Raw genomic sequence first — 23,236 nt, 5'->3', positions numbered from 1 at the left:
TTTGAAATCTAGTTTGATAAAACAGGAGTTACTTGGCCTGTTTAAAAATAAAAAACTGCTTATCCCAATTATCGCAATTCTATTTATTCCTATTTTGTATAGTGGTATGTTTTTATGGGCTTTTTGGGATCCGTATGATCGCCTAGAAGATTTACCAGTTGCCATTGTAAATAATGACACTGGTGCTAAGTTAGAGGGAGAAGAATTAAAACTCGGTGATGAATTTGTAGAAAAACTGAAGAAAAGTAAGGATTTTAATTTTCAGTTTGTTGATCGTAAAACGGGCTACAAAAACTTAGAGGATCAAAAATATTACTTACTAGTAGAAGTTCCAGAGAATTTTTCGAAAAACGCGACGACGTTAATGGATGATAAGCCGCAAAAACTCGAATTAAAGTATGTTCCAAATGAAAGCTTTAACTTCTTATCAGCTCAAATAGGAGAAACAGCTGTTCAAAAAATCCAAATGGCTCTAGCAGAAAAAGTAACTGAGACATATGCAGAAACGATGTTTGACATCATAACAGAAATGGGCGAAGGGTTTCAGTCAACGGATGAAGCAGCTGGGAAACTGAAAGATGGAATCCTGGACGTTGATAATGGTGTAAAAACTTTAGAAGAAAAATTAACTTCATTAGCTGAGAAACAAGTAGAATTTACAGGTGGAACTAAGAAAGTTCAGGACGGTACCGTTGAGTTACAAAAAGGAGCACAATCACTTGCTGATGGTTTAGGCCAGTTATCTAACGCTCAAAATCAATTGATTGACGGAGCGAAAAAGGCAGAGGATGGGGCAGGAAGCCTTCAAGCAGGTATAGAAAAAGCTCATTCTGGCATTGGTACAGTTGAAGCGAAGATGAATGAGGTTGTTTCGGGTACTGAAAAAATCCATGACGGAAGTAAGCAGCTTACTGGTTACTTACAAAAGCTTGAAACAGGTGCAAATAGCTCAGCTAATGGGGCATCAGGATTGAAAGAAGGAGTTTCTACCCTTCAATCGCAATTAGAACCGTATATGGGAGCACTACCTGAAGAACAGCAAGCAGCTTTGAAGCAAGCATTTGCACAACTGTCAGAAGGTGCAACAAAGCTTGAAGCTGGGAATAAAGAGCTTGCTAGCTCTGCAAGTCAAATTGAAGCAGGTTCAGCTAATCTTTCTGAAAATATTGCCACACTGAATAATGGGCAAAAAGCTCTTCAAACAGGTGTTTCTCAATTAAATGAAGGAGCAGTTCAATTAGCAACAGGGGCAGCTCAATTAAAAGAAGGTCAATCTCAATTAAGAGTAGGACTAGTAACATTCGGTGAGAAATTATCAGAAGCAAAAACTGGTAGCCAAAACCTCGCTGCAGGTTCAACGACACTTGCAGATGGAGTCAATCAACTTACAGCAGGATCGGCAGCATTAGCTGATGGATCTAGTCAATTAGCTGATGGATCTAGTAAAATTGTAAGTGGAACAAGTAAGTTGGCAGAAGGGTCGACAGAGTTTAAGGATAAAATCAATAAAGCTGCTAAAGATTCTGCAGATATTAATGCTGGTGAAGAAACGTATAACATGGTTGCAGAACCTGTTAAGGTTGAAAAAGAGAGTATCAATAAAGTTCCAAATTACGGAACTGGTTTTGCCCCTTATTTCCTATCACTAGGTTTGTTCGTTGGTGCCCTATTGCTATCAATTGTCTTTCCATTAAGAGAGCCGATTGGAATTCCGAAAAACGGGTTCACTTGGTTCTTAAGTAAATTTGGCATTATTGCTTCAGTAGGTATTATCCAAGCAATTATTGCCTCAGGATTAACTTTAGTACTGCTGGATATGGAAGTGAAAAGTGTACCGTTATTCGTAATATTCTCGATTATAACGAGTTTGGTATTCATTACATTGATTCAGTTGCTTGTAACAACAATGGGAGATCCAGGTCGTTTCATCGCGATAGTTATCTTGATCTTGCAGTTAACGACAAGTGCTGGAACATTCCCACTTGAATTAATACCAGAACCATTACAAATATTCAATAATTGGTTACCGATGACTTTCTCAGTAAGAGGATTTAAAGAAGTAATATCAAGTGGTAACTTTGGTTTAATGTGGCAAAACGTCTATGTTTTACTTGGCTTTACAATTGGTTTTATGATATTGACACTGCTTTACTTTGTCGTGAAGCATAAGAAAAGCTATTCAGGAGTAAGCGAAACTACTGAAAATTAAACACAAACAAAAGAACGATTCCTTTTAAAGGTATCGTTCTTTTTTGCTTGCAGTAGAAGTATAAAATCCATATTTAGATCTAGTACATAAATGAGATTCGTGCCCTCTAATCTCGAAAGATCTTAATTAGTAAATTTTCTTTTTTTATATAGCTTCAAAGCTTTACCTATCTTTTGCTCTGGTTTATTTCTGCATTCCAATTCCACCAGGGACAATACTCTAAAATGTAACGCATTCTAAAATAGTAGAAGGCGTTACATTTTTATTTTTTCAATTGAATAGGTAAACTCTTTTGTCCATATACCGCACTGTTCTTGATTACATCAGTAAATGGTTTCGGGAACGTGAGTGAAGTAAACTTTTTCACCAATTCCGTTAAGGCAATGTTAGCTTAAAAGGCGCAACGATACAGCAATGATTACCGTGTCCAAAAAAATATGAGGATTTAGATTACGGTGAATATCAAATTCATGAGCTCGTTCAAATACGTTTTCATCTTGATTAGCTGTTGCAAGTAGAACTAATACAATTTGTTCTTTTTGTCAGAGTTTACCTCATAGTAGAGTGGGCTAAAAACTAACATGATAAAAAATCTTCATCCTATTATCCTGATAGGCAACAAGTCTTTTTTTTATGGTAACATTGTCCTTATATGGTATGATAGATATGAGTGTGTTGGCTATTGATAAACTCGGAAATAGGCTAATTATGTATTTTTCTGTATAAACTACGAGACTATTGTGGTATTTTATTCATTTAAATCGAGTTTTCGTACGAATCAATATATAATTAGAAAGCGAGAAAATAGATTCAAAGATTAAGGAGGGACATAGAATGATGGAATGGGCGTTAGTCATTTTGTTTGGTGTAGCAGTTTTACTGTTCATTTTGTCGTTTATTAAAACGGATTCGATAAAAGTGGATAAACAATTAGAACAGTTTGCTAGTACTTTTGGAAATGAAGTAAATCAACTACAAGAAAAAATACGGAAAATCGAGATAGATACTGAAATTACAGCACAAGAGACAGGCATTCTTGCAGGTTCTTCTGAACAGCGGCTCTTGTTACGTGAGGTTCTCGACTTACATAAGCGCGGGTATTCATTTGAAAGCATCGCATTGAAAACACAACAGTCAGAAAATGAGATAGAACGCTTGCTTACTCCTTACATAAAAACTAATGAAAGGAGAAACGTTGCCAATGACATCTAAATCAATGCGCAGCTTTGCAGGAGGTCTTATTGTTGCGGCGGGTTTGTGCGGTGCAGTATACTTCTTTGGTCCCAGTGAAGCGACCGGAACACAGACTTCAGAGAAGCTGTCAGAAGATGATATGAAAGATTTGCTGTCTTCTGAAGGATATGTCATACATTCAGAAAAAGAGTGGGAAGATCAGCTTGCTGAAACGAAATCCATTAAAGATAAAGCGAAAACAGAAACAACAGAAAAGGTCGTATACCGTACAGTTCTAAAAGTGTCTAAAGGTTCGACAAGTATTGACGTTGGTAAAACCCTTCAACGAGCAAAAGTTATTAAGAATGCAAAGGATTTTTCTGATGAAGTTGAAAAGAAAGGTAAGGCCAACGGATTACGTCCTGGAACATATGTGGTAGATAGTGAGATGACGACAGAAAAAATTATCTCTACCATTTTTAAATAACAAATTTTTAATGCAATATTTTCATAAAAAACGACTATTTTATAAAGATAGTCGTTTTTTATATTCCACTATAATAATATCCAGGTAAATAATTGGAATCAATATTAGGTATATCCACTTGAACGCGAAAAGGGAGGTTGCTGCAGCACTCTTAATCTAGGGGATCTAATGGGTCAGGATACTTGAAGAAGGTTAATGAATATGATTTAAATGTTTATTCTTTTTTTTTATTAAAGAGGCTTGATAAAATGAAGAAATACTTTAAACAATGAGAGGAGAAAAATATGCAGAGCGTAGTTGATAAAATAAATAATTGGATAATTAAGGTCCCGAATGAGTTCAGTGGGATGTCTGAATTAGAGGTGTCACAAAGACCTATGCCAGATAAATGGTCAAAAAAAGAGATTTTGGGCCATTTATGTGATTCTGCTATTAATAATCTTGAAAGATTTATCAAAATTCAATATGAAGAACAACCATTTGCCCTTACCCCATATAATCAAGATCAGTGGGTGGATATACAGGATTATCATGATATATCAATTGAAGAAATAATAAATCTATGGTGTGGCTTAAATAAAAAAATAATAAAAATTATTGCTAAGACGCCTTATGAAAAATTAGCGTATCAATGTGATATTGGTAATAATCAAATGAAGACTCTCGAATGGCTTATTCAAGACTATCTTGAACATATGGAACACCATTTAAAAAATCAGGTTTTCAATTAAATGAACGATTCTTAATAATTCAACCTATATAAAATTAACCCTCTTTGTACGTGCAAGAGGGTTTTTTACGCAATAATTTGTTGTATTAAAGGGCGTGATAATTAAAGTACCGTTTTTTCTTATTCAAATAATGGAAGGATAATTGAATATAAAAGCATTAGGTGCTCCTAAAACAGGACATGTGCGACGACATTTCCTGCTCTAATATTCCCATTCTTCTTTCGATTCTAGAAAAGAATCGACTGATTCATCCAATAATCTTTCCCGATTTGGGTCTTCATTGACATCTGTATCCACTTCCATTGCTTGTTTAAGTATGTCGTATGTATCAATCTTTTTATTTAATCGATTAACTTGATTTTTATGTGGGACTGGATTAAGGCTATTATTTTCTTGATTTGGCATATATTCTCCTTTTGTAACGGTATTTTATATTAGTATGAACAATTGATCCAAAAAAAAATCCAATACTTTTTTAGATGGATTAATATTTTATCTTCTTTCACGAACTAGTTCCTGAATCAATGAGAAAAGATTCATTAACATTCGGAGCTGTATATGTGGCTGCTTTTTCTTATTGTGCTAATTTGGCAGGTTAGCATTCCTATAGATCGTTATTTTTTCGACTTTGAAAAAAATAGGGCTCCTTAGTAAGGTATGAGTATAATCTAACTCAAAACTAAGGAGGAATTCTATGGGATTTTCCTGTTTATGAAGATGGCGAATTCTATTTTGTAAAAAAACAAGTGAACGTGGAAGAGGTACCAGCATCCGATCAATATTTAAAGGAAATCCGCGACCTTTTACAAAAAAATACACGGCAGGATGAAAGATTATAAGTTCATACCAAATATTCATCAAACGGGCAATAAAGCTCAATAAGACGTTTGTTAAAACTTTTTTATACAGAATTGAATTTTTGATAAAGATATTACCTCCCTAATGAAGGGGTGTTTATAAAATGGGGAAGATGGAAATACCAACTGATGGAGAGGTTGCTATTGGCCCGCGTAAATCAAAATGGATTGAATGAAGGGATCATTTTGTATACCGTTGTGGGAGGTACCTGTTATTTTACAGTATAAGGGAGGAAAAACATTGAAAATTTTTCGTTTATATGTAGTTGGATTCATTTTCGGAACACTCTTTTTGGCTGGATGCAATAATACAGCCGAACCGGAAGAAACTGGGAGTACACTAAAACAACAATTAGAGGAAGCAAATCCAGTTACTAATATGAAAGAAAATAATGGGACAAACAAGGCTATTAAAAATGGAGTCAATACTGTACTTAAATCGATAAGTACCTTGGATCAAGAAGTAAATGCGAGGGCAGACTCAGCTAAAATTCAGGAAATTGGCAAAGAAATTAGTTCTAGCTGGGATACGATTGAAAAGCAAGTAGAAGATCAGTACCCCGATTGGTATGAGAGAATTGAGAAAAATCTTTATCCTTTAATTGGGGAATCTGGAAACCCGGTTAAAAACGTAGAAAAAATCAAACAGTTCTCTAAAGCAACAAAAGCAGATTTGCAGTCCTTTATGGAAGAAGTGAATAGGTAATTTCTAATATCAGGCTTATTTCCAAAGGAGAATTTATTTGCTATTTGGAAGTAAGTCCTTTTTTTATTGAAGGAATAAATATACGTAGTATATGAATAAGAAGGAGGATCTTGTTCTCAATAGAAGTTCGGTATCCGTATAATGAATTTTAAAGATTGTAGGTGAGGACTGAATTATTTTAATCATTACTTTCTTTTTTCTCCATTATCTTAGCGGGAATCATCAGATCATCATCAGGTGTATTCATCGTTCCGTCCATTCTTTAGCCTTTGCAATAAGTATCATATAAAACGGTTATTTTCGATGTTTACTTATGGAAATCTTAATGAAAATTCCCCTAAGATTTATCATCGAAGGGGAATATGAAACAATACATCTAATTATTTTACATTTTTTATAGGATGCTTTCTTCTAAATTCAATGATTTAGATGGAGGGAAGGTTATGTTTCCAAGAATGACATCATTTTTAGCACCGGTAGCCTTGGGAACGTTACTAGGGTTACCGTGAAAAGTCTCATTTGCAAGTAGAGCAAATGCCACAGCTTCTTTTGCTTCAGAAGAGTATCCCAATTCTTCTTGAGTCAAGACTTGAATAGAATTTCCAAGTAATGACTGGATCATTTCCAATAACGTTTTATTGTAGCTGCCACCACCACCAATAATTACTTCTTCTATTTTGGTTTTTGGAAAGATGTAAGCGCGATAGTTCTCCACAATAGACTTTGCTGTAAACATCGTTACAGTTGCTAAAATATCTTGGCTTGGAAGTGATTCAAACATCTTTAATAGCTTTACTACATATTGCCTACCAAACAATTCTCTACCTGTTGATTTTGGTGGAGGGCTCATAATATATGGGTGGCTGAAACAATATGATAAAAGCTCTTCATTAATTAGTCCTTGTTTAGCTATTTTACCACCTTCATCATATCTTAAATTAAAAAGTTGGCGGCATACTTCATCAATAATCATATTCCCAGGTCCTGTATCAAAAGCATACATGTCATTCAGAGAAGCTTGCTTGGGTAAAACAGTTACATTTCCAATGCCTCCTATATTTTGAAGCAATCTTCCCTTTGTTTCACTTCTATAAAGAATATATTCAGTAAAAGGAACGAGAGGAGCTCCTTGTCCTCCTGCAGCCATGTCCATCGTACGAAAATTAGATATTACAATTGTGTTTGTGTCGTGGGCAATTACTGCAGGTTCCCCAATTTGTAAAGTTGAAGGTACCCAGTTTTGTTCTTGCAAAGGCTGATGGTAAATAGTTTGTCCGTGGGATCCTATAAGATCCAACTGTTCAATAGGGAGTCCAGCTTTCTCGCAAACTTCCTTTGTTGCATCTGAAAATAATTTTCCTAGCTTAAAATTCAAACTACAAATTAACTGCACATTTGATGTTTCTACAGACAAAGACTGCATAATTTCTTTTTCAATATCTTTTGGAAAAGGATATGTTATGAACTCAATCATTTCTATTTCAGTTTTTAGTCCAGTATTATTCACACGAACAAGTGCTGCATCAATTCCATCTAAAGATGTTCCAGACATTAATCCTACTATGTACATTGTCATTCCACCTACTTTTAATTGTCTATTAAAATCCTAGTTAATCAATAATTTTAAAGAATAAAATTATACTAAAGTTGAGGCCCTTCTAGCATGGTTTTAAATGTATAACTTTCGTCTTTTGTAATGTCCTCAAGGATTTATATTTATTCTAAAACGCTTACAAGATTTTTTTTCATTTATTTCACACTAAAAATATATTTTGATGATTATTTTATTTTTATTTTAATCTGTTTTGTTTGTTTGCTTTCATTGTGAGTACGGTCTAAGGCAGTCACAACATATGTGTAAGTCTTTCCTTTTTGTACAGTGTGATCAATAAATAATTGACTTTTCTTTTCTTTATGAACTGTAGCCAGTAAGTTCGTTGAATCTTCTATGTTTCCTTTTTTCTTCCCATCAAAACGATAAATTGCATAATATGATGCATCTGAATGCTTGTGATCTTGAATTTCAAATTGGATTCCAGCACCTGTTTGTTTTGATCTGCTTACATTTGGAGCCTTTGGAGCATTATTATCTATCCAAGGCATTGGTGGAACTAATGCGGGATATTTATAAATGTCGTTGCTTAAACGATCTGCTACTCCAAGGGGATTTTTACGTAAATCTTTTGCACTGAAATGCATGCTTCCATCAAATTCTTTATATGTTCGATTTAATTTTAACTGGTTTGGCATTTCTTCTGGATTAAACCAGTTTTGTACACCGTTAGACTCTGTATTAATTTTATAATCAGCTTGTCCAATATAGAGCTGAACATTTTTACCTTTGACTTCTTTTGTCCACCAATCAAGTAGCTTTGCATAGTCGGCTACTGGCAATCCAATATTCCAATATAATTGGGGGGCAATATAATCAATGTATCCATTATTAATCCATGTTCTTGTATCCGCATATAAATCATCGTAATTTGTTTGTCCAGCAGCAGTGTCAGATCCAGTGGGATCTACTGCTTTGTTACGCCAAACTCCAAATGGACTAATACCAAACTTCACATATGATTTTTCTGCTTTGATTTCTTCATTAATATGCTTAACAAGATTGTTTACATTATCCCTCCGCCAATCTTCTACATTTGTAAATTTACTTGCACCATATTTTTTGTATGAAGCTTGATCAGGGAAAGGGACACCCTCAATTTTATAAGGGTAGAAATAATCGTCCATGTGAACTGCATCAATATCATAATTCTCAACAACTTCCATAATACCGTCAATCACAAATTGCTGTACCTCAGGAATACCCGGGTTAAAGTACAATTGTTGTCCATATGGTATGACCCAATCTGGGTGCTCTCTAGCAGGATGAGATTCTGGTAGTTTATCAAGGTCTGAGAGTTCAGCCGTTTTTCCTAAAGGCATAGTAATACGATACGGGTTGAACCAGGCGTGAAATTCCATATTTCGTTTGTGGGCTTCTTCAATCATGAATGAAAGAGGATTGTATCCTGGATTTTTTCCCTGAACTCCTGTTAAATATTGTGACCAAAGACCATATTCAGAAGGATAAAAGGCATCAGCAGTGGGTTTGATTTGCATAACGACAGCATTCATACCCATTGCTTTTTGTTCATCCAAATATTTTATAAATTCTTCTTTCTGAGTTGAAACTGATAAACCGGGTTTTGAGGGCCAGTCAATGTTTAACACACTTGCAATCCAAGTTGCGCGCAGTTCCTGTTTTATATAAGCCGTTTGTTGAGGGATAGACTCGGATTCTGCACTTACAATCAAATTAGATGGCAGGAGAAGTGATCCCCCTACAAAAGCAGCTATTGCCAATGAACCTAATTTTCTCTTTGAAATTCTTTCATTCATCAATAGTACAACCTCATTTCTTAATATTTATTTATATATGATCATTTGTAAGCGGTAACAAATGATGAATATACTTACTTGTCGTCTAAATGAATAGAGGATAATTTCTAAACTATAAAAAGGTCATTCAAAAATACAAAGGTTTGGTTAATGAAATAGCTAGTAGCTTTTAGGATAGAACAACATATTTAGTTGAATATTAAAAATTATTAATTTATATTATGTTTATTTTAAAATTAATTTTTAGAAAAGTATACACATTATTGAAATTTATTTTTAATAGTGTTATATTCTCTATAGATTAAGAAATTTCGAAACTTTCACTACTGATAAAAAAAGGATGATATGTATGCTAGAGCATTTAACGACAGAGTGTCGTAATGAAAAGACTATGTGTTTAGATGAAATGAAAACGATTGAATTTTTAGAGGTGATGAACGATGAAGACATAAAAGTTGCTCATTGTGTAAAAAAAGAACTTCCGCAAATTTCAAAAGCTGTGGAGATGATCGTTGCAGCAATGAATAAGAACGGAAGATTAATCTACATGGGTGCTGGAACAAGTGGACGAATTGGTTTATTGGATGCCGTAGAATGCCCGCCAACATTTAATACTGCTCCTAGTGAAGTAGTAGGTCTGATCGCTGGAGGAGAAAGCGCATTCATTAAAGCAGTTGAAGGTGCTGAAGACAGTTTTGAATTAGGTCCTGAAGATTTAAAGAAGATTCAATTAACAAACAAAGACGTTGTAGTAGGCATTGCGGCTAGTGGACGCACTCCATATGTTATTGCCGGTTTGGAATATGCCAATCAAGTTGGAGCAGGAACAGTATCGATAAGCTGCAACAAAGGTTCAGAGATAGGAAAAATTGCAAATGTTGCTATTGAAGTTATAAACGGGCCTGAAGTACTGACTGGTTCTACACGGTTAAAAGCTGGAACATCGCAAAAGTTAGTATGCAACATGCTTTCTACAGCTTCAATGGTGGGAATTGGAAAAGTTTATGGGAATTTAATGGTAGATTTACAACTGACAAATGAAAAGCTAGTTGAACGTGCAAAACGTATTATTATGGACGCTACTGACTGCAGTTATGAAGTTGCAAATAAATTTTTAGAAAAGGCACATTCCCAGCCCAAAATTGCAATTGTCATGATTTTAACGAATGTTTCATATGAAGAAGCATCAAATCGTTTAAAAATGGCACAAGGATTCATAAGAAAAGCTATTTAAAGCTTTTTTATAAAAAAATAATAGGAGGAACAAAAAATGAGAGTATTATTCGTATGTTCAGGTGGAATGTCAAGTGCAATTGTTGTAAACGCTTTAAAAAAAGAAGGGGAAAAACAGGGTGTAAATATAGATGTATTAGCAGTTGGCACTCAAGAATTTGATTCAGAGGTTCGAAACGGTTGGGATGTTGCAATGGTAGCCCCTCAAGTCAAACATCGTTTTGATGGCTTTAAGGTTTCTGCCGATGAAGCTGGAGTCCCATGTCAAGTCATTCCAGCTCAAGCATACAGTCCACTTGGTGGCCCTACGCTATTAAAACTAATAACCGAACTAGTAAAAAAATAATCTAACAAGTATGTCTTAACTATTAAAAATTAAAAGGGGATAACACGAATGGACAAGTTTGTTGCTTTTTTAGAAAACAATCTTTCAACACCCATGGCTAAATTGTCTGAGCAAAAACATTTACGCGCAATTCGTGATGGTGTGGTTTCTGCTTTACCATTCATCATCTTTGGGAGTTTATTCCTTATCATTGCATTTCCACCAGTTGCAGCAGACACTGCATTAGGTGAATGGGCGGCAAAACATATAGCAGAAATTTTAATACCATATCGATTAACGATGTTTATTATGACGCTATATATTACTTTTGGTATAGGGTACAGTTTATCTCAAAGCTATAAATTGGACCCACTATCAGGAGGTTTACTATCATTAGCGGCCTTCTTGTTCACAATAGGTGTAAAAATGATGGATGGTGTAGGGTTTGTTTTGCCAATGACAAATCTCGGAGGCCATGGCCTTTTTGTAGGAATGCTTGTATCCATTTTTGCTGTTGAAACTTTACGTCTATGTAAGACCAAAAATATTACAATAAAAATGCCGGATTCTGTTCCAACTTCAGTAGCCCGATCATTTGAAGCATTAATACCGGTTACAATTGTTCTGCTTGTTATGACCTTAATTACAGTCGTTTTTGCTGTAGATTTACATTCACTTGTTGATAAGGCGGTTGCACCCCTTATTAGTGCAGGCGATACATTGCCAGGTGTATTAATCCCAGTGTTTTTGATTACATTCTTCTGGTCATTTGGTATTCATGGCGTATCAGTAGTAGGTGCCGTTGCTCGTCCAGTTTGGGAAGTTTACTTAGCTAATAACTCAGCAGCAGTCGCAGCTGGGACTGCAATTCCTCACGTAGCTCCTGAAACATTCTTTCAATGGTTTATTTGGATTGGTGGGTCTGGTGCAACCTTGGGGTTAGTAATTGCTATGCTCTTAACTGCAAAATCTACTTATAGTAAAGCCATGGGGAAAGCAACAATTGTTCCAAGCATCTTTAACATCAATGAACCAGTTATCTTTGGGATGCCAATTGTATTAAATCCAATATTGATTATTCCATTTATCATAACTCCACTAATTGGTGCGACACTTGCATATATAGCAACGTCTATTGGGCTAGTAAACCCCACATATGTAATGGTTCCCTGGACATTACCAGCTCCAATAGGTGCCTATCTTTCAACAGGCGGTGATTGGAGAGCAATTATTCTCGTGCTGGTGAATTTAACAATCTCAGTTGTTATTTATCTGCCATTCTTTAAAATGTACGATAAAAAGCTTTTGGCACAGGAAAACATGGTAGAAACAACAGATAATAAAAATATCGCTTTATAAGGAATATCTGAAAGGGAGTTTGGGACTAAAAGCTCCAAACTCCTTTTAATATAATAGAGAGAGGGAGGATAAACATGAATTCAACAACCAGAATTCACTTTTTTAGTTACAAAAGTGCCTTTCTATTTTTTAGTTTTATTCTTGTTTTTAATTTTATCTTTAACACATTAATGAATGCCTTTGGGATAGATAAACAATTATCACTGTACTTAGGAAATACCTTTGCCATAAGCGCAGGATTGACGATTGTTATTATTTTGGTTGAAGGTAAGTTTAAAAACAAGAAACAAGCGACACTTTTATTCTTGTCTTTATTAGCAGTAAGCGCACTGGTTTGTTATGCAATTATCTATGCGTAAATGAAAAATTGCAGGTTTTTGTTAAATAAATGCTTACTATGAGGTGTTAGGAAAATGGAAATGAAAAAAGGATTAAAAATTGCTACAATTGGAGGCGGCTCTAGTTATACACCAGAATTAATAGAAGGTTTTATTAAACGTTTTGATGAGTTACCTATTAGAGAACTTTGGTTAGTGGATATCGAAGCAGGAAGAGAAAAACTTGAGATTGTAGGAACCTTCGCAAGGAGAATGGTAGAAAAAGCAGGAGTTCCAATGGAAATTCATCTAACATTAGACCGCCGTCAAGCATTGCATAATGCTGATTTTGTCACTACGCAAATGAGAGTTGGTTTACTTGATGCACGAGTCAAAGACGAGCGTATCCCATTGGAATTAGGATTAATTGGTCAAGAAACCAATGGTGCAGGTGGTTTGTTTAAGGCACTACGAACCATACCTGTTCTACTAGAAATCGCAGAAGAAATGCAAGAGCTTTGCCCCAATGCATGGTTAATTAACTTCACAAACCCAGCTGGAATGGTAACGGAAGCTCTTCTCCGTTACAGCAAGCATAAAAAGGTCATTGGGGTATGCAATGTCCCATTTAATATGCATATGTCTATTTCTAAAATGTTGGGTGTTGAAATGGAGAGAGTACACATAGATTTCGCTGGGTTAAACCATATGGTATTCGGGATTCATGTGTTCGTTGATGATCAAGAAGTAACAGATAAAGTGCTTGAAATGCTGGGTAATCCAGAAATTCAGATGACGATGAAGAATATTGCTCCTCTGGCTTGGAACCGAAGATTTTTGAAATCATTAGGAGTTGTACCTTGTCCTTACCATCGCTATTATTACAAAACACAAACTATTTTAGATGATGAGTTAGAAGCATTCAAATCAGGGGAAACTCGAGCTGAAATTGTGAAAAAATTAGAAGTAGGTTTGTTTGACCTATACAAAGATGAAACCCTTGACATCAAGCCTCCACAATTAGAGCAACGCGGCGGTGCTTACTATAGCGATGCAGCGTGTAATGTAATTTCTTCTATTTATAATGATAAAAAAGACATTCAAGTTTTAAATGTACAAAACAAAGGAGCGCTTACTGAAATTGATTATGATTCAGCAGTCGAAGTAAGCTGTATCGTCACCAAAAATGGACCAATTCCTATGACAATGGGTAAATTACCCGTACAAGTACATGGCTTAATTCAACAAATTAAATCATTTGAAAGAATAGGTGCAGAAGCAGCTGTTACAGGTTCTTATGATAAAGCGTTATTAGCTTTAACTATTAACCCCCTTATTCCAAGTGATGATCTAGCTGAATTGGTTTTACAAAAACTATTAAAAGCGCATGAAGAATACTTACCACAATTCTTCAATCAAAATGGTCTACCTAACATCTAGTAAATTTTCTCCAGTAATTCAAACTGGAATATTATAATCCAATCTTTTTAATGAGAATATTGCTTTCATAATATATTTAAATAGGAGTGTAATTATATGTCATCTGAAATTAACAATAACGAAATGGAAATTTTTGAAATAATATCACATAGTGGAAATGCGAGAGGATTAGCATTTGAAGCATTGGCAGAAGCGGAAGAATTTAATTTTGAAAAAGCAGTAGACCTAATTAAACAAGCTGAGGAAGAATTAAACTTGGCCCATAAGACACAAACCAAGTTAATTCAGGCTGAATTGAATGGAGTTCCCAGTGAAAAAACTTTATTAATGATTCATGCTCAGGATCACTTAATGACGGCAATGAGTGAACAAAAACTAATTGAACATATGATTCGTATTATAAAAAAACTAGCCCCACAACAGTAAAAAAATAAACAAAGAGGTGATTAAACTATGGGGAAACTTGGTATTTCTATCTATCCAGAACATTCAACCGTTGATAAAGACATAGAATACATTGCGCTTGCACACAAATATGGATTCAGAAAAATTTTTACTTGCTTGCTTTCAGTTGAAGGCGATAAAGAGAAGATTTTAAAAGAATTTAAAGAAACGATTTTGTTTGCAAATCAACTGAATATGGAAGTGATGGTCGATATTGCTCCTCGAGTATTTGGGGCGCTAGGTATATCTTATAATGATTTATCATTCTTTGCAGAGTTAGGTGCGTATGGAATCAGGCTAGACATGGGTTTTACAGGAAATGAAGAGTCCATTATGACACATAATCCATATGATTTAAAAATTGAAATAAACATGAGCAATGCAACAAAATATTTAGAAAATATCATGGATTACAAACCTAAAAAAGAAAATTTAGTTGGATCACATAACTTCTATCCTCATCGCTATGCAGGATTGAGCTATCCACATTTTATAAAATGCTGTGAACAATTCAAAAAGCATAATATTCACACGGCAGCTTTCATTAGCTCACATGCAGCGACGTACGGACCTTGGCCTATAACTGAAGGATTATGTACATTAGAAATGCACCGGGAATTACCCATTACTACACAAGCGAAGCACTTATTTGCAACTGGATTAATTGATGATGTAATTATTGCAAATGCCTACGCATCTGAAGATGAATTAAAACATCTTAGTATGTTAAACAGTGGATTGATAACATTTAATGTTAATCTTCACGACACTATAACAGATTTAGAGAAAAAAATAGTATTGGAAGAATTTCATTTTTACCGTGGAGACGTATCTGATTATCTTATTCGCTCCACACAATCACGCGTAAAATATAAGAATGAAGATTTTAAACCAACATTCACCCCTGATATTAGACGTGGTGATATTTTAATTGAAAATGAGCTCTATGGACAATATAAAGGTGAATTGCAGATTGCATTGAAAGAAATGAAGAACTCAGGGAAAACAAATGTAGTTGGCCGATTAGCAGAAGAGGAAATTTTTCTGCTAGATTATTTGGAACCATGGGGGAAATTCCAATTCAATATTAATTAGAATCTTCAAAGAAGATAAAGGGAAGGAACAGTGATACTCCTTCCTTTTTTACTGAATAGGAGAATGATATGAGTTATATTATCGGTGTTGACGGTGGTGGCTCTAAAACCGAAGCAGTTGCTTATGATTTAGAGGGTAATAAATTAAGTGAAGGCAAATCGGGATATGGAAATTTGCTTATAAATGAAAAACAAGCCATTTCTAACATTATTCAGGCAATTGAACAATGCGTAGCTCCTATTAATAATGGAAATTGTCACTACATTTGCTTAGGATTAGCAGGGTATGGAGGAGTTAAAAATCCACAGGGGATAAAAAGTGCATTAAGCAAGGCATTTAATATCCCATTTACAATTGTAAATGATGGAATTATTGCTCATGCTGCTTTACTAAAAGGAAAAGATGGCATTTTGACAATTTCAGGAACAGGTTCTGTAAGTATTGGAATTCATAATAGTATTGAGAAATTGGCTGGTGGCTGGGGACACATTCTTGGGGATGAAGGAAGCGGCTATTGGATTGCCATGCAGACTTTTATAAAAATGACGAAAGAAGAAGATGAGGGATTAAATTATAGCCATTTAACTAAGTTAATACTTACAAAACTTGGCTATCACAGTGTATTAGAACTGAAGAAATTTATTTATACCGCAACGAAAGCCGAGATTGCTGCATTTGTTCCACTAATTGTCCAACATGCAGAAACCGGCGATGATTTCTCGCAAAATATTCTGAGACAGGCAGGATATCACCTTTCTAAGAATACCCTTGATGTTTGCAAGAAGTTGAATTTTAGAGAGAATGTTACAATTGCAATTAAAGGTAGTATATTGACTAATATACCATTGGTGCAAAGCTCTTTTATTAATCATATTAAACTTGAAAAACCGGAAGTAAAACTTGTTTTAGAAGACGTATCTTCTACATTAGGTTGTTATTACATAGCATTGAAGCATATAAGTTAATTAAAGATCAAGGGAGAAAATAATATGCACGTTGAAAATGTTTTATTAAGAATTGAAAGTTTATTAAATCAATTGCCTAAATCAGAAAGAAAAATTGCACAATATATCTTAGAAAATCCAAAGGATATTATAAGAATGACTATACATGAATTAGCTGCTCAAGCCAATGCCAGCAGTTCGGCTGTAACAAGATTTTGTCGTTCTATAAAAGTTAACAGCTTTTCAGAACTAAAGGTATCTTTATCATCTCTTATTTCGCAACCAGAGAAAAAAGGTTTCTATGACATTGAACCTAATGAAACAATAGCGTCCATTAAAGATAAAATAGTTTCTAACTCTGTACAAGCTATACAAGAAACCGCACATTATTTGGATGAAGCCGTTCTAGACAATATAGTTGAAACCATGAAAAGTGCAGATGTAATTTACGTCTATGGAATAGGAGCTTCATGGCTCATTGCTGAAGATATTACACAGAAATGGTTACGATTAGGAAAGATTGTAAGTGCAAATCAAGACCCTCATATTACTGCCACAGCGCTTGCTGCATCATCAAAGAATACCGTTTTTTTCTGTATATCTAATAGTGGCGAAACTGAAGAAGTTCTGCAACTTGTTGATATTGCTAAAGCATATGGTATTAAAACAATTGGCTTATCACGATTAGGGAACAATGGATTAACTAAAAAAGTCGATATGTCTTTACACCATGTACGTGCACCAGAGGCTAAATTTCGAAGCGCAGCAACAAGTTCCCTGTTTGCACAATTTCTAACGGTTAGTATTATTTTCTATGCGTATGTTTCAAAGTTCTATAATGAGAATAAAAATGAAATTGAACGTTCAAGAGAGTCTGTATTAAAATTCACAAAAAGAAATCTAGATACTTTAGAAAAGTGAATCTAATCTGCTGAAATTTTTTATCGTGTGTTTTTTACTTTCAAAAAGCATTGGTAGGATCAGGAATGATTTTACGCTATTTTAGCTTGAGATGATCCCGATCAGGATGCCTTTTCAAAATTACATCACGATGAAAGGAAGATGTACGCTAAATGATCCAAAAGAATTCTCCGCTTCCGATTTATTATCAACTTGAAGAGGCGATTAAAGAAGCGATTCAAAACCATGAATTAGAGCCAGGCGAGATGACACCTTCAGAAAGAGAATACACTGAAAAATATGAAATAAGCAGGATGACGGTGAGACAAGCCATTTCTAATCTTGTGAATGAAGGTTATTTATACAGGCAGCGCGGAAAAGGAACATTCGTTGCCCACAAGAAAATCGAGCAACCCCTGCAAGGATTAACAAGCTTTTCAGAGGATATGCGTTCAAGAGGACTTGAACCAAGTACACGTGTTATCAGTTTTACAGAGGTCAACGCAGATCATGATCTCGCTGCAAAGCTTGAGGTTGAAGCAGGAACTCCTATTTTCGAGCTGAAACGTGTAAGGCTTGCTGATCAGCAGCCGATGGCATATGAAATGCTATATATTTCAAAAGATCTTGCCCTGGGTCTAACGAAAGAAATAGCCATAACCTCCATTTATAGCTATGTAGAAACAACGTTTGGCTTAAAAATTCAGCATGGCAGACAGGTGATTGAAGCATCAATTGCTCAAAAAAAAGAGGCGGAAATGCTAGAGATAGCTGAAGGGGCCCCGGTATTGCTAATTGAACGAATAAGCACGCTTGATACAAAAAAACCACTTGAGGTTGTAAGATCCGTCTACCGTGCAGATCGATATAAATTCACAATGAATATGGAGCGACTATCATAATTAGTAAAAGGCTATAGAAGCAAAAAGTGAGAGGACTACGATATTAACAGGTAAGTTGTCTTCAACTCTAATTGGGTACATTTGAAGTGAAATCCACGCTAATACTTTTAAGTATTTAAAAGGATGATATGGACTCTAAGCAGTTATCCTAAAACGTACTTCTCAAAAAATAGTGGTAATTTGTTTTGGGGAAGTAGTTTGGGAGTGAAAATACGACGAATTGAGTAGTTTGATAGTCAATCATATAACTTCCTATAACAACCAATTAAGGTAATACCCTTAATTATCAAGGGTGTCAGCTTTAGTACGGAACATGTGATAAAAAGTTGTTGTTTTCAATAGAAGAAACTCGTTGACGATAATCGCTTAATATTTTTCTTAAGCCTAATAAAAATTGTTAGTGAAAAATGAATAGGTACAATAATTTGTAAGTGATATATTTGATTCCTGAAAACCAAATATAAAGAGGGCGATTCTATATTAAGAAGGATCGCCTTTTCGTGTGTCAGCATGTTAGTAATGACTGTTAAATAACCCGATCTGAGTGGGCAGAAAAATTAGAAAAACCGTAGTGTTTTCGTATTTCTTCCATATCATCTTGTGTAAGGGTATAGTCGTATGCTAATTCTCAATTGCTTAAAGTAGAAATGATTGTCAAGAGATCCTTTCTTTTATCAGTTGCAAGTAGTTCCGTTGCTCTTATGTCCACAGGATAATCCCTCTATTCCAACCCCAAGGTTAAATTTTTTCCTAAGCTCGATATAATACTGATCTACTAACACCCGTCATATCCGTAATTTCTTTGATGTTAAATTGATGAGAAGTATGTAGTTTTAAAGCACCTTCTACCATCTTATGGTCTTTGAAGGTCTTCTTCTGTATCGACCCATTCTTGCAGATTGTAATCCTGATAGGGTAAGCTCACTGATAATATCCCGTTTTTTAGAAAATTTTAGAGAAGTGGCATTTACCTGACTCATCCTATTCATCCTTTTTAATTCCCTGAAAAAATACTTCTGCCATTTCATGAAACAATAAGAAGACCTAGCGCTGTCAATCGGTTGGAATTATCCCATTTTGAAATCGACCAAGTTCGTCTGATGTGATATTTCAACAAGATATTTTAAAATGTTTAGGGATTTTTCATACATATTTTAGAAAGTTTTAAGGTTTGTATGATATTGTTCTTTTAGTTTCTTTGTAAATGGTAAATCCCCATTTTAAGCACAAGCTAGTGATAAGGTGTTTAATACACCATACTGAATAAAAAACAAAAATTCTAAGGAAAATGGTTTATATAGTGCCAAATATACTTTTAAGAAGCAGAGTGAAAAGTAAGTACTGAGGTGATTAACATGTCAATTAAAACGAGATTTCTATTGTCTTATGTTGGAGTGATACTTTTTTCTATCACTTTATTGTTAGCGGCTGGGTTTTTAATTATTATTGCGATAACGGGCGATATAAAATCTATAGAGTATTTTTACAAAAAATCTTATGTCCAAAAACCATTGACTACAATAGAAGAAAGTGCGTTTCTCGATTTAAAGCTATTGGCTAAAAATAATCCTACACAGCTTCTAAACGAAGAGCAGCTGAAGAAAATTGAACAGAAGGATATCGAGATTGTTGTTAGAAAAGATACGAACATCGAGTATGCTTCCCCCTCTTTGGATAAGCAGGTATTGGTTAAGTCGCTTCCTGGATTTGAAGAAACAAACATCAATACGCGAGATACGATTAAAATCGAAGACTTTTTTTTCACGTATGTGAAGTTTGATTTTTATTTTTTGGATAAAAGCAAAGGAAGTATTTTTGTATTGAGAAAGGCGAGTTCCTATGCCGAGTTGGCTCGAGAGTTGTTTCCAATTTTATTTGGTCTATTGCTATTTATGTTTATTATGATTATCGGGCTTTTAAACTATTTAGTTTCACGAAGCATCATCAAGCCCATCTCAGTTCTTAAAGAAGGTGCCAAACGAATAAAATCAGGAGATTTAAACTTTGAAATCAAAGCTACTTCGAATGATGAAATCGGACAATTAAATAGAACGTTTGATGAAATGAGAATAAAATTAAAAGAGTCCGTTACTATCCAGCTTCAGTATGAGGAAAATCGAAAAGAACTTCTATCAAATATTTCACATGATTTGAAAACGCCGATTACTTCGATTATTGGATATGTTGAGGGTATAAAAGACGGTGTAGCAAACACCCCACAGAAAATGGAAAAGTATTTATCAACTGTATACTTAAAAGCTAAAGATATGGATTCATTGATAGATGAACTGTTCTTATTTTCTAAGCTGGATTTAAAAAAAGAACCATTCACTTTTGAAACTGTCGAACTGGATAAATATATGAGAGACTACGTAGAAGAGCTTCATTTGGATTTACTTCAACAAGGGATCCAGATTGAACTTCATATTATGTATAAACTGAAAAACGTGACAGCAGATAGAGAGAAATTAAAACGCGTATTGGCTAACCTAATCAGTAATTGTGTGAAGTATACGAATAAAGAAAAAAAGAACATTGCCATTTCTCTGCATGAAGGACCATATGATGTAGTCGTGCAAGTAACAGATAACGGGCAAGGAATAGAGCCATCTGCTTTACCTTACATTTTTGATCGCTTTTACCGCGCAGAACAATCTAGAAATTCTCAGACAGGCGGAAGTGGCTTAGGACTTGCGATTGCAAAACAAATTATTTACGAGCATGGAGGGGATATTTGGGCTACTAGCGAAATAGGAAAAGGCACAAGTGTCTTCTTTTCCCTAAAGAAAGGTGAGGAAATATGAAAAAAATATTACTTATTGAAGACGATGTTAGCATTGCAGAATTGCAGAGAGATTATTTAGAAATTAATGATTTTAGTGTCAATATTCAACATACAGGTGATGCTGGACTTCAACAGGCTCTTCAAGAAAATAATGATTTAATTATTCTAGATATCATGCTTCCAGGAGTAAATGGATTTGAGATATGCAAACAAATACGTGCTGTCAAAGACATTCCAATTTTGCTTGTGTCCGCCAAAAATGAAGATATTGATAAAATTCGAGGTCTTGGTTTAGGGGCAGACGATTATATTACAAAGCCTTTTAGTCCAAATGAACTGGTTGCTAGAGTGAAAGCGCATTTAGCCCGTTATGAACGTTTAGCAGGAAGTCAAGCCAAAACAAATACAGTTTTCGTTCATGGAATTTCAATCGATAAGTCGGCGCGAAAAGTTCATGTTAATGGAGAGGAAATTCCGTTTACTACAAAGGAATTCGATTTGTTACTGTTTCTTGTGATGCACCCGAACCAAGTGTTGAGCAAAGAGCAACTTTATGAAAGAATTTGGGGGATGGAGTCAGCTGCGGATGTTTCAACTGTGACCGTCCATATCAGAAAATTACGTGAAAAAATCGAAAGAGATCCTGCACATCCAAAATTCTTGGAAACCGTTTGGGGAGCCGGATATCGCTTTAATGTTTAAATAATGTGTTTTGACCCGTCACAAAGGTGGCGGGTATTTTTTATAAACATTAATAAATTTTATTAATAAGTTTATCTTTTTTTAAGAAATTGTTTAGAGGGAGTTTAAGATTAAGTACTAACATAATTTAAGACGGAATAAAAAAGTTTAACTGAAAATTTATAAGGGAGGAATATTTCATGGAGCCTCAATAATTGCACATCAGAATGTACCTGAAAAAGGAGAACGTCCTTTAGGGGCTGTTATTGTACAAAACGGGAAAATCATTGCTATCGGTATTAATGATGCATTGGAAACAAGGAATCCGACAAATCACACCGAAATGAAAGCATTCGGGAAGCGAATTTCTCTCCGTTTGAGAGATTTAAGCCAGTGGCGACCTTGCCCTACGTGTTTAGGAGAGATGAGAAAGAAGGACACTTTCATAATATTGAGATGAAAAGTGCATCTAGGCCTTTGATTTATGGGTCAAGGAAAAACAGTGATAATAACAAATTTTAAAGGAACGTGTATTTTATGCGGAAGTGGCTGGCAGTAATCATAGGATGCATTCTCTTGCTTCAAGGGTGTGTCTCAGAAGACAAGGAAGACCTGAAAATACAGGGAAAGGAGAGAGAAGGAGTGAATGAACAACTAATTCAAGCAGCAGAACGAAAAGAAACAGAAACGATAAGCAGGTTGATTGAGGAAGGTGCAGATATTAATACACAGGACTCCGAAGGGCGAACTGCCACTATGATTGCGACTTATAACAATGATGTTGAGACTGCAAAAATCCTAATTACAGCAGGTGCAGATGTTAATATCCAAGATGACATGAAAAACAATCCCTTCCTATATGCGGGTGCAGAAGGTTACCTTGAAATCCTGAAGCTTACAATTAATGCAGGTGCGGATCCCACGATTACCAATCGTTATGGAGGAACTGCTTTGATCCCTGCTTCGGAACATGGCTATGTGAATGTGATCAAAGAACTTCTTACCAATACTGATATTGATATAAATCACGTTAATAACCTAGGTTGGACGGCTCTATTGGAGGCAATTATATTGAGTAATGGAGATGAAAAACAGCAGCAAACAGTACAATTGCTGATAGATCATGGGGCGGATGTGAACATAGCTGATCATAATAATGTGACCCCTTTGCAACATGCCCGCGAGAAAGGCTTTAAAGAGATTGAACAGATTTTGACAAAAGAAGGGGCAAAATAACCAGATGGTCTAAGCCTTCCTA

22 protein-coding genes are annotated in these 23,236 nt (G+C 35.1%); 19 read left to right on the top strand and 3 right to left on the bottom strand.

Annotation, left to right across the window (positions count from 1 at the left end; translation table 11 throughout):
• Position 1: 1 nt before the first annotated feature.
• The 4 genes from NST21_RS17695 (at position 2) to NST21_RS17680 (ending at position 4,600) form a co-directional block, all read left to right on the top strand.
• A complete protein-coding gene (locus NST21_RS17695) occupies positions 2 to 2,209 on the top strand; it encodes a YhgE/Pip domain-containing protein (protein ID WP_340890466.1) in 2,208 nt (735 codons plus the stop codon).
• An 834-nt stretch (positions 2,210 to 3,043) separates the two neighbouring features.
• Positions 3,044 to 3,421 carry a hypothetical protein gene (locus tag NST21_RS17690; RefSeq protein WP_340890464.1) on the top strand — a complete coding sequence of 126 codons (378 nt, stop codon included), beginning with the start codon at positions 3,044 to 3,046 and terminating at the stop codon, positions 3,419 to 3,421.
• Positions 3,411 to 3,869 (top strand): hypothetical protein, encoded by a 459-nt coding sequence (locus NST21_RS17685; protein ID WP_053346703.1) that lies wholly within the window; start codon positions 3,411 to 3,413, stop codon positions 3,867 to 3,869. The genes NST21_RS17690 and NST21_RS17685 overlap by 11 nt, the downstream gene beginning before the upstream one ends.
• Positions 3,870 to 4,153: 284 nt before the next feature.
• Positions 4,154 to 4,600, top strand: coding sequence for a DinB family protein (locus NST21_RS17680; protein ID WP_340890463.1), 447 nt, complete (start codon positions 4,154 to 4,156; stop codon positions 4,598 to 4,600).
• A 201-nt stretch (positions 4,601 to 4,801) separates the two neighbouring features.
• Here the strand turns inward: NST21_RS17680 and NST21_RS17675 are convergent, their stop codons facing one another.
• Entirely contained in the window at positions 4,802 to 5,005 is a 204-nt protein-coding gene (locus NST21_RS17675; protein WP_053346701.1) for a hypothetical protein, read from the bottom strand.
• 693 nt (positions 5,006 to 5,698) lie between these two features.
• Here NST21_RS17675 and NST21_RS17670 point away from each other — a divergent pair.
• Positions 5,699 to 6,163, top strand: coding sequence for a hypothetical protein (locus NST21_RS17670; protein ID WP_340890462.1), 465 nt, complete (start codon positions 5,699 to 5,701; stop codon positions 6,161 to 6,163).
• A gap of 394 nt (positions 6,164 to 6,557) precedes the next feature.
• Here the strand turns inward: NST21_RS17670 and anmK are convergent, their stop codons facing one another.
• Both anmK and NST21_RS17660 read right to left on the bottom strand, forming a co-directional pair.
• Positions 6,558 to 7,733, bottom strand: a complete 1,176-nt coding sequence (gene anmK, locus NST21_RS17665; RefSeq protein ID WP_340890461.1) for an anhydro-N-acetylmuramic acid kinase AnmK — start codon at positions 7,731 to 7,733, stop codon at positions 6,558 to 6,560.
• Between the two features lie 209 nt (positions 7,734 to 7,942).
• On the bottom strand, positions 7,943 to 9,553 hold the full coding sequence (locus tag NST21_RS17660) for a glycoside hydrolase family 10 protein (RefSeq protein ID WP_340890459.1): 1,611 nt from the start codon (positions 9,551 to 9,553) through the stop codon (positions 7,943 to 7,945).
• A 340-nt stretch (positions 9,554 to 9,893) separates the two neighbouring features.
• On the opposite strand from NST21_RS17660, the gene murQ reads away from it, so the two are divergent.
• The 14 genes from murQ (at position 9,894) to NST21_RS17595 (ending at position 23,214) form a co-directional block, all read left to right on the top strand.
• The gene (murQ, locus tag NST21_RS17655) at positions 9,894 to 10,787 is read left to right on the top strand and encodes an N-acetylmuramic acid 6-phosphate etherase (protein ID WP_340890458.1); all 894 of its coding nucleotides are present in this window, start codon (positions 9,894 to 9,896) and stop codon (positions 10,785 to 10,787) included.
• A 36-nt stretch (positions 10,788 to 10,823) separates the two neighbouring features.
• Positions 10,824 to 11,132 carry a PTS sugar transporter subunit IIB gene (locus NST21_RS17650; RefSeq protein WP_340890456.1) on the top strand — a complete coding sequence of 103 codons (309 nt, stop codon included), beginning with the start codon at positions 10,824 to 10,826 and terminating at the stop codon, positions 11,130 to 11,132.
• A 48-nt stretch (positions 11,133 to 11,180) separates the two neighbouring features.
• Positions 11,181 to 12,470 (top strand): PTS sugar transporter subunit IIC, encoded by a 1,290-nt coding sequence (locus NST21_RS17645; RefSeq protein WP_201185545.1) that lies wholly within the window; start codon positions 11,181 to 11,183, stop codon positions 12,468 to 12,470.
• Positions 12,471 to 12,544: 74 nt separating this feature from the next.
• A complete protein-coding gene (locus NST21_RS17640; protein WP_056524851.1) occupies positions 12,545 to 12,829 on the top strand; it encodes a hypothetical protein in 285 nt (94 codons plus the stop codon).
• A 54-nt stretch (positions 12,830 to 12,883) separates the two neighbouring features.
• Positions 12,884 to 14,227: a 6-phospho-beta-glucosidase gene (locus tag NST21_RS17635; RefSeq protein WP_340890454.1), complete on the top strand. Its 1,344-nt coding sequence runs from the start codon at positions 12,884 to 12,886 to the stop codon at positions 14,225 to 14,227.
• Positions 14,228 to 14,323: 96 nt separating this feature from the next.
• A complete protein-coding gene (locus NST21_RS17630; protein WP_056524848.1) occupies positions 14,324 to 14,653 on the top strand; it encodes a PTS lactose/cellobiose transporter subunit IIA in 330 nt (109 codons plus the stop codon).
• A 27-nt stretch (positions 14,654 to 14,680) separates the two neighbouring features.
• Positions 14,681 to 15,766: a DUF871 domain-containing protein gene (locus tag NST21_RS17625; protein WP_340890452.1), complete on the top strand. Its 1,086-nt coding sequence runs from the start codon at positions 14,681 to 14,683 to the stop codon at positions 15,764 to 15,766.
• Between the two features lie 68 nt (positions 15,767 to 15,834).
• Positions 15,835 to 16,731: an N-acetylglucosamine kinase gene (locus tag NST21_RS17620; RefSeq protein WP_340890451.1), complete on the top strand. Its 897-nt coding sequence runs from the start codon at positions 15,835 to 15,837 to the stop codon at positions 16,729 to 16,731.
• A 24-nt stretch (positions 16,732 to 16,755) separates the two neighbouring features.
• Positions 16,756 to 17,631, top strand: a complete 876-nt coding sequence (locus tag NST21_RS17615; RefSeq protein ID WP_340890450.1) for a MurR/RpiR family transcriptional regulator — start codon at positions 16,756 to 16,758, stop codon at positions 17,629 to 17,631.
• Positions 17,632 to 17,783: 152 nt separating this feature from the next.
• Positions 17,784 to 18,512: a GntR family transcriptional regulator gene (locus NST21_RS17610; RefSeq protein ID WP_340890448.1), complete on the top strand. Its 729-nt coding sequence runs from the start codon at positions 17,784 to 17,786 to the stop codon at positions 18,510 to 18,512.
• 1,355 nt (positions 18,513 to 19,867) lie between these two features.
• On the top strand, positions 19,868 to 21,316 hold the full coding sequence (locus NST21_RS17605) for a sensor histidine kinase (protein ID WP_340890446.1): 1,449 nt from the start codon (positions 19,868 to 19,870) through the stop codon (positions 21,314 to 21,316).
• Complete coding sequence (locus NST21_RS17600) at positions 21,313 to 21,999, top strand: response regulator transcription factor (protein WP_053346696.1); 687 nt, start codon at positions 21,313 to 21,315, stop codon at positions 21,997 to 21,999. The genes NST21_RS17605 and NST21_RS17600 overlap by 4 nt, the downstream gene beginning before the upstream one ends.
• Before the next feature lie 151 nt (positions 22,000 to 22,150).
• Complete coding sequence (locus tag NST21_RS28915) at positions 22,151 to 22,438, top strand: deaminase (RefSeq protein WP_445670602.1); 288 nt, start codon at positions 22,151 to 22,153, stop codon at positions 22,436 to 22,438.
• Positions 22,439 to 22,515: 77 nt separating this feature from the next.
• Positions 22,516 to 23,214, top strand: a complete 699-nt coding sequence (locus NST21_RS17595) for an ankyrin repeat domain-containing protein (protein ID WP_340890445.1) — start codon at positions 22,516 to 22,518, stop codon at positions 23,212 to 23,214.
• Positions 23,215 to 23,236 lie beyond the last annotated feature (22 nt).

The organism is Peribacillus sp. FSL K6-1552 (assembly GCF_038005205.1).
In the GTDB taxonomy this organism is placed as follows: Bacteria; Bacillota; Bacilli; order Bacillales; family DSM-1321; genus Peribacillus; species Peribacillus butanolivorans.
This window is presented reverse-complemented; position numbering and strand designations above follow the sequence as displayed.

Bases quoted from the DNA above. Each gene is read 5' to 3' on its own strand.
- NST21_RS17690 (WP_340890464.1), top strand. From the start codon at position 3,044: ATGATGGAATGGGCGTTAGTCATTTTGTTTGGTGTAGCAGTTTTACTG.
- NST21_RS17685 (WP_053346703.1), top strand. From the start codon at position 3,411: ATGACATCTAAATCAATGCGCAGCTTTGCAGGAGGTCTTATTGTTGCG.
- NST21_RS17680 (WP_340890463.1), top strand. From the start codon at position 4,154: ATGCAGAGCGTAGTTGATAAAATAAATAATTGGATAATTAAGGTCCCG.
- NST21_RS17675 (WP_053346701.1), bottom strand. From the start codon at position 5,005: ATGCCAAATCAAGAAAATAATAGCCTTAATCCAGTCCCACATAAAAAT.
- anmK (WP_340890461.1), bottom strand. From the start codon at position 7,733: ATGTACATAGTAGGATTAATGTCTGGAACATCTTTAGATGGAATTGAT.
- NST21_RS17660 (WP_340890459.1), bottom strand. From the start codon at position 9,553: ATGAATGAAAGAATTTCAAAGAGAAAATTAGGTTCATTGGCAATAGCT.
- murQ (WP_340890458.1), top strand. From the start codon at position 9,894: ATGATATGTATGCTAGAGCATTTAACGACAGAGTGTCGTAATGAAAAG.
- NST21_RS17650 (WP_340890456.1), top strand. From the start codon at position 10,824: ATGAGAGTATTATTCGTATGTTCAGGTGGAATGTCAAGTGCAATTGTT.
- NST21_RS17645 (WP_201185545.1), top strand. From the start codon at position 11,181: ATGGACAAGTTTGTTGCTTTTTTAGAAAACAATCTTTCAACACCCATG.
- NST21_RS17640 (WP_056524851.1), top strand. From the start codon at position 12,545: ATGAATTCAACAACCAGAATTCACTTTTTTAGTTACAAAAGTGCCTTT.
- NST21_RS17635 (WP_340890454.1), top strand. From the start codon at position 12,884: ATGGAAATGAAAAAAGGATTAAAAATTGCTACAATTGGAGGCGGCTCT.
- NST21_RS17630 (WP_056524848.1), top strand. From the start codon at position 14,324: ATGTCATCTGAAATTAACAATAACGAAATGGAAATTTTTGAAATAATA.
- NST21_RS17625 (WP_340890452.1), top strand. From the start codon at position 14,681: ATGGGGAAACTTGGTATTTCTATCTATCCAGAACATTCAACCGTTGAT.
- NST21_RS17620 (WP_340890451.1), top strand. From the start codon at position 15,835: ATGAGTTATATTATCGGTGTTGACGGTGGTGGCTCTAAAACCGAAGCA.
- NST21_RS17615 (WP_340890450.1), top strand. From the start codon at position 16,756: ATGCACGTTGAAAATGTTTTATTAAGAATTGAAAGTTTATTAAATCAA.
- NST21_RS17610 (WP_340890448.1), top strand. From the start codon at position 17,784: ATGATCCAAAAGAATTCTCCGCTTCCGATTTATTATCAACTTGAAGAG.
- NST21_RS17605 (WP_340890446.1), top strand. From the start codon at position 19,868: ATGTCAATTAAAACGAGATTTCTATTGTCTTATGTTGGAGTGATACTT.
- NST21_RS17600 (WP_053346696.1), top strand. From the start codon at position 21,313: ATGAAAAAAATATTACTTATTGAAGACGATGTTAGCATTGCAGAATTG.
- NST21_RS17595 (WP_340890445.1), top strand. From the start codon at position 22,516: ATGCGGAAGTGGCTGGCAGTAATCATAGGATGCATTCTCTTGCTTCAA.